This window comes from Streptococcus pseudopneumoniae (assembly GCF_001072665.1).
Classification (GTDB): Bacteria; Bacillota; Bacilli; order Lactobacillales; family Streptococcaceae; genus Streptococcus; species Streptococcus pseudopneumoniae_S.
The window spans coordinates 1-6020 of the sequence record NZ_JVJI01000059.1 but is presented as its reverse complement, the minus strand read 5'-3'; the positions used below and the strand labels follow the sequence as shown (position 1 = coordinate 6020).

Genomic DNA, 6020 nt, shown 5'->3' with positions numbered 1-6020 from the left:
CTCTATACTATACCGGCGGCCGGGGTCGAACCGGCACGTCCTTGCGGACACTGGATTTTGAGTCTAATATTATTAGTTTTAAATCTCAGAAATATTGATTTTATAAGCTTTTTTTCCATAATATTTTTTAAAACTTAGTATCACTTCCAAAGTTTAGATACTTTTTAGTAACTATAAAATGCTAGAAAGTATACTCCTTATTAAAAAGAGTTTTGGACTAGTTTTGTGCAATTTTATTACCCATATCCGTAATAAGAGAGGCTAAATTAATTGCCTTTAATGATTGTAGAAATTGGTTGTGAATATCATTAGACACATAACCAGCTAGCAAAATATGCTCAGCCATGTCATATTGCTTAATCAAGAGAATCTTATCATGTTTTTCATTAAATAAAATCGCACTAATTGCTGTATTAAAGACTGGAAAACGAAAACTCGCACATTGTGAACAATAAGGAATATCTCCCTCATCTTTTAAAAATTTTTTCTCCAAAGGATGCCCACATTCGGGACAACAAGTCATTGTTTTGTCAAATATAGAAACCTCTTTTTTAAAGTTCTTAAAAGTAATTTTACCAGTAAAATCGAGACCACGCAAGACATTGAAATAAATCAAGACTTTTTTTAAAATTTATCTTATGATATAATAAACTTATCAGCTATTGGTTCTGAAAAAGTGTCTGCCACAGTTTTACTACAAATTCTCATGACTTGTGCCAAGATTTATAAAAAACGGATAGCTATAATAGCTCTTAGAGCAAAAACATGACATATAGGAGGTTAAAGACATGTCATACTTTTATCTTTTTATCGCCATTGTAGGAGAGATATTGGGAACTAACCTTTTGAAATTATCAGACGGTTTTACAAAGCCTATTCCAACCGTTTCTGCCCTACTTAGCTATGGCGTTTGTTTCTATTTCTTATCACTAGCAATGCAAAAAATTCCTGTAGGAATAGCTTATGCAACATGGTCAGCTGTCGGTTTAGTTTTGATAACCTCTATCGCAGTAATGATTTTCAAAGAAACACTAAATGTTTATAGCATTATCGGTTTAATTTTGATTATCATTGGTGTTGTCATGGTTAACTTATTAGGAAATGCAGGACATTAATAAAACCGGCTCTATACTATTTGTAGTGGGTAAATCCCCTATGGATATTATGGAGCCTATTTTGTTGTAGAAAAAAAGTTCCATAAGAACTATAATGAAAAGCTAGAATTCTGTCAATATTTTGGACACATTTTGGGAGGGAATTTTGAAGACTAGCGTCCTCCTAATTTTCCCAATAAGTTTTAACTTCTTCAAAAATCTTATTCAAAAGTTCTGCATCTTTTTCTGACAACTGATTTTTTTCTATAACTCTATCTTTTAGTTCTGTTGCCTTTATTTTATTTCTTGCCACCGAAACTGCTATTGAATGTTTCAAAATATCAAACTCATCCTTTGAAAAGTTTGCAATATTGGTAAGATCTAATTGTTCTAGAGGTAAACTACTGATAATTGAATAAGGTTTTTGTCCCAGCAAATAATCTGTAGTAGTCCCAAAGATATTTGCTAATTTCACAACGAATTCTAATCCTGGTTCTAACGTTCCATTCTCCCACCGAGAATATGTCCCTTGTTGAACTCCAATTAATTCCGATATTTGTACTTGAGTTAACTTTTTTGATTTTCTGAGAGTTTTTAACCTCTCTGAAAATTTATAATCCTCTGTATACATAATTCTCCTATAGATATTCTTATTCGTATATTTTAGCTTGACAAAATATTCTAAACGGTATAAAATAGAATTATTCCATAAGGAATATTTATTTTGAGATTGAATATTCCATTGAGAATATTATAGCATAAAAGGAGGTAAAAGCGTATGTAACTAGTAGTCGATTTAAAAAATTTTAATAAAGGAGGTAGGATTCGACAAAATAAAAAATCTTGAAACAAATGTGCCGTTCGTTCCAAGATCAAAACATATTATGTAACAATTATACCACAGAAAACTCTTCAGTTGCACAAGAAAATTTCGGAGGTTTCACAAAAAGATGACCAATAAAGAGTTAGTCAATCAAATTTCTGGCCTAAACTCTACCTCTACTCTTAAAAATTGGATTCAACTGATTAAAGAGATAAGTGGCAAGGAATTTAAGAAAATTAAAGTTCCTATCAGTAGAAATCCCAGAACTCATCAATTAAGTTATACAGTTGCCTATGATTTTACAGACGAAGACCTTAGACAATTTCAAAAGTTAGCTAAACTAAAACTTGAAATAGGTCTAAAAGAGGCTATACAAGCCGTATTTGGGAGTCTAGCAGACAATGAACATGAATCCCTAAACCAAGTAATAGATGAGCTCTACGATGAACTGAGCGCCTTAAAACAGGAATTTAAGCGAGAAATGCGACTGATAAAAATTGAGAATTCCAACCTAAAAAAGAAAATCCAAGATATTGAAGAGTCGATGCAAACCGGCTTACTAGGGTTTGTTAACAAGAGGTCAAAAAATAGGTTCGGCTAATAGCGAGTTTTCGGCTGAGCCATGAGGCAGAAAGCCGAAAATGAGCGTAGATGCGGACGGACCATTTTTGACCGATAGGGTGTGTAGTAACACCACCCTCTGCAAGTTAGGTGTACCATCGAAAGAATTCAGTATTTCCAAGGGTTTCGGAGATTTTAAGGGTGGCAAAATTAAGCAAAAAGTTGAATCAAAATCTATGGCAAAAAATGAACATTTACGTTCTGTATTTGACTGGATTCAAATTCAGTTTGATAAGACTGAATTTTCGCCAAGATAAATAATCGAAGACATTCTATTTCTTGACTATGACCTATTTATTGAGAATAAAGGGAGCCTTAAATACTATAACTATGATAGCCAGCTTCATTATGGGAATATCCGTATCTACTATGGAGCGAAAGAGTCGTCCTACATGCTTGTCATGTCAGGACAGGCACTCGAGTTCTATAGAGATATGGTATTAGATCCAAATAGTCTGTCCGAAAGACAGTTTTTGAACAACCTCTACTACAATTACAATCATTTTTCAGTAAGACGAATTGATATTGCAATAGATGATTTTAATGAAACACCCTATTTCACTCCTAATCAGCTTCTAAAGATTTGTCAGAAGAAACGCTTTATATATGGAAAAAGCACCTACTACAATACCTACGGAGATGAAACAATCGGCCAGACCTTATATTTGAGAAAACCCAATGATGACGAAAGACTTAGAATTTACGATAAACGCTTAGAACGAGCTGAGAAGCTCGGTATCAGCAAGCGGTATATAGAAAATTGGATAAGAACTGAGTTAGAACTTAGGAAAGAAAAAGCTCACTACTTCATTCAAGAATGGTTGCATTCAGAAATAGATCTTCTCAACTTTACCAAGGGATATCTCAAAGAAAAAGTGAGGTTCTATAGTGATAGCTATTTCTCAAAACCTTTGAGATCTTGGGAAAAGTTTTTAGGCCATTCAAAACCCGTCTCTATCATTATTTCAAAATCAAAAACAGAACTAGAACAAAAATTAGAATGGTTTACCTATAAAGGTTCAGGAGCTATTCTAAAAGCGTATAAATTTCTATACGACAATAACTTACTGCATGAGTATGAGAAAGCTAACTATCTCGCACTCAACAATATGGAATATCCACCAGATTTAGCAAGTGGATTAATAGAAAGAGCAATACTCTTTAAACGAGAGGATTTGATCCCTACAATCAAAGAAAATATTAAAAGGAGAAATTAACTATGGCAAAAATGCTTTCACAAAATGACTGGAATTTTAATAACATTGGAACAAAATTTGAATTGGATGAAGTCATTCCAAAATTTGAAACGGAAGTCCGAGCAGATGCAAACGGAGAAATTATCAAAAACCGAGATGGTAGCGAAAGACGTTTTAATACCGATAAAATCATTGGTTGGAAATACAATGTAACAATCAAGGATGGACAATTCAAAAAGAAATCAACCCAAGTCTCAGTAGACAATCCAGATGCCTTGGTTGATAATGACTATATCCAAGCAATGGATGAAGTACCAGTTACATTTGACAATTTACAAGCTACTATGATTAGCACGACAATGTATTACAAGGCTGATGCTATCCATTTAGTAGATGTAAAACAAAAATAAGTAAAATACAAGGGGAGTTAATCCTCCCCTTAGTTAATCTAATTAGAAAAGGAGATCACATGATTAAAACTGTAACAAAAGATGACCTTATCGAACTTGGATTTGCTCCAGGAACTGCAAGAAAGATTATCCATACCGGCAAATTACTATTAGTGAATCGTGGTTTTAACATCTATGATAACAAACGTATTGGTACAATTCCAGCCAGTGTCGCTGAAGAACTATTAGGAATTGAACTCCAGAAAGAAGCATAATGAATGACTATTCGTAAAACTAAAAGTGGTAAATGGACCGTTGATGTTTCTAATGGATTCCACCCAGTCACACAAAAAAGAATACGTATCATTCGGAAAGGATTAAAATCTAAAAAAGAAGCCCTAGAGCTAGAACAACATATTCGAATTGTAGAATTGAAAGAAAAACAATTTGACTTTGTAGTGACAACAGATATGTTATTCGACTTACTTGAAGAAGATGATCTGAAAAATGGCAGAAAAATAAGCTATACAAGTACACAAAGAAACAATTATGAGCGTCATATTAAGCCTTATTTTAAAGATACAAATTTAAATAAATTAACGTATGACCATATATTCGAATTTCGTGAATACCTAAAAACAAAACCTAAAAAACAAAATGAAAATGAAACATTAAGTTACAATACAATTAATAAAATTCTAATTCTACTTAAAAAAATTTTTGATACTGGTATAAGAAAATCCCTCATTGATAAAAATCCTGTTGAGAATCTGAGAAAATTACCAATTAGGAAGCCTAATATCAAATTTTGGAGTATAGAAGAATTCACGAGATTTAGAGAACTTATTCAAGATGATGAAATAAGCTATGACCTGTTTTTCGTGATTGCTTTCTTTACTGGGATGAGAATGGGAGAAATCCTCGCATTGAACTGGAATGATATAGATCTTTTAACAAATACAATATACGTTACCAAAACGGTATACTTTGTCAATAATACAAGCTACATTAATACAACAAAAACACGATCAGGAACTAGAAATATAACAATAAATCAGAAATTAGCAGAAATGCTAATAGATTGGAAAGTAAAACAAAAAGAAAAACTTGAGGAATTTACGAAAAATACTGAAGAACTACAAATAATACAGAGTACGCCAATAACAATTACAAAAAATATGATTGATAAGAAGTTTAAGCAAATACTAGAAAGGGATAAAGATTTAAAGAAAATAAGAATTCATGATTTGAGACACTCTCATGCATCATTACTTATAAATCAAGGAGAAGATTATCTTGTTGTCAAAGAAAGATTAGGACACGCATCCATTACAACAACAATTGATACTTATTCTCATTTGTACCCTAGCAAACAGAAAACATTGGCTAATAAACTTGATGATTTATTTTAAAATGGAAAAAATTGGTAACTCGACACACAACAAAGAAAAAAAGACAAGGTCCGAAAACCTTGTCTTTAATACTATACCGGCGGCCGGGGTCGAACCGGCACGTCCTTGCGGACACTGGATTTTGAGTCCAGCGCGTCTGCCAATTCCGCCACGCCGGCAAATAGTAACTGGGGTAGCTGGATTCGAACCAACGCATGAGGGAGTCAAAGTCCCTTGCCTTACCGCTTGGCTATACCCCAATAATATAAAATAGGCGAGTGATGGGGATCGAACCCACGCATGCCAGAGCCACAATCTGGTGTGTTAACCACTTCACCACACCCGCCATAATTCTATTAACACGGGCAGTAGGAATTGAACCCACACTGAAGGTTTTGGAGACCTTAGTTCTACCTTTAAACTATGCCCGTAAAATGGAAGGGGAGGGATTCGAACCCCCGAACCCGAAGGAGCGGATTTACAGTCCGCCGCGTTTAGCCTCTTCG

Annotated in this window: 7 protein-coding genes, 4 tRNA genes and 1 pseudogene; 6 read left to right on the top strand and 6 right to left on the bottom strand. The window is 33.8% G+C overall.

The features are described from left to right. Window positions 1–217: 217 nt before the first annotated feature. On the bottom strand, window positions 218–616 hold the full coding sequence (locus tag ADH52_RS04190; protein WP_009732039.1) for a hypothetical protein: 399 nt from the start codon (window positions 614–616) through the stop codon (window positions 218–220). Window positions 617–788: 172 nt separating this feature from the next. On the opposite strand from ADH52_RS04190, the gene ADH52_RS04185 reads away from it, so the two are divergent. Next, window positions 789–1115 (top strand): DMT family transporter, encoded by a 327-nt coding sequence (locus tag ADH52_RS04185; protein ID WP_049510269.1) that lies wholly within the window; start codon window positions 789–791, stop codon window positions 1113–1115. Between the two features lie 163 nt (window positions 1116–1278). Here the strand turns inward: ADH52_RS04185 and ADH52_RS04180 are convergent, their stop codons facing one another. Beyond that, window positions 1279–1725: a helix-turn-helix transcriptional regulator gene (locus tag ADH52_RS04180; protein ID WP_000287814.1), complete on the bottom strand. Its 447-nt coding sequence runs from the start codon at window positions 1723–1725 to the stop codon at window positions 1279–1281. 319 nt (window positions 1726–2044) lie between these two features. Between ADH52_RS04180 and ADH52_RS04175 the strand changes: the two genes are divergently transcribed. The 5 genes and pseudogenes from ADH52_RS04175 to ADH52_RS04155 all read left to right on the top strand — a co-directional run bounded on the left by ADH52_RS04175 (window position 2045) and on the right by ADH52_RS04155 (window position 5535). Beyond that, entirely contained in the window at window positions 2045–2518 is a 474-nt protein-coding gene (locus ADH52_RS04175) for a hypothetical protein (protein WP_000182279.1), read from the top strand. A 40-nt stretch (window positions 2519–2558) separates the two neighbouring features. Continuing rightward, a pseudogene (locus tag ADH52_RS04170) lies at window positions 2559–3755 on the top strand (replication initiation factor domain-containing protein). Between the two features lie 2 nt (window positions 3756–3757). After that, complete coding sequence (locus ADH52_RS04165) at window positions 3758–4144, top strand: hypothetical protein (protein ID WP_001096843.1); 387 nt, start codon at window positions 3758–3760, stop codon at window positions 4142–4144. A 59-nt stretch (window positions 4145–4203) separates the two neighbouring features. Further along, complete coding sequence (locus ADH52_RS04160; RefSeq protein WP_000598356.1) at window positions 4204–4398, top strand: DUF3173 domain-containing protein; 195 nt, start codon at window positions 4204–4206, stop codon at window positions 4396–4398. Window positions 4399–4401: 3 nt separating this feature from the next. After that, complete coding sequence (locus tag ADH52_RS04155; RefSeq protein ID WP_049510267.1) at window positions 4402–5535, top strand: tyrosine-type recombinase/integrase; 1134 nt, start codon at window positions 4402–4404, stop codon at window positions 5533–5535. Between the two features lie 74 nt (window positions 5536–5609). On the opposite strand, the gene ADH52_RS04150 is transcribed toward ADH52_RS04155, so the two are convergent. From ADH52_RS04150 to ADH52_RS04135, 4 genes are all read right to left on the bottom strand, one after another. Then, window positions 5610–5693 (bottom strand) — tRNA-Leu (locus tag ADH52_RS04150). A 9-nt stretch (window positions 5694–5702) separates the two neighbouring features. Then, window positions 5703–5774: transfer RNA gene (locus ADH52_RS04145), tRNA-Gln, on the bottom strand. Between the two features lie 13 nt (window positions 5775–5787). Next, window positions 5788–5860, bottom strand: a tRNA-His gene (locus tag ADH52_RS04140). Window positions 5861–5874: 14 nt separating this feature from the next. Next, window positions 5875–5945 (bottom strand) — tRNA-Trp (locus tag ADH52_RS04135). Window positions 5946–6020 lie beyond the last annotated feature (75 nt).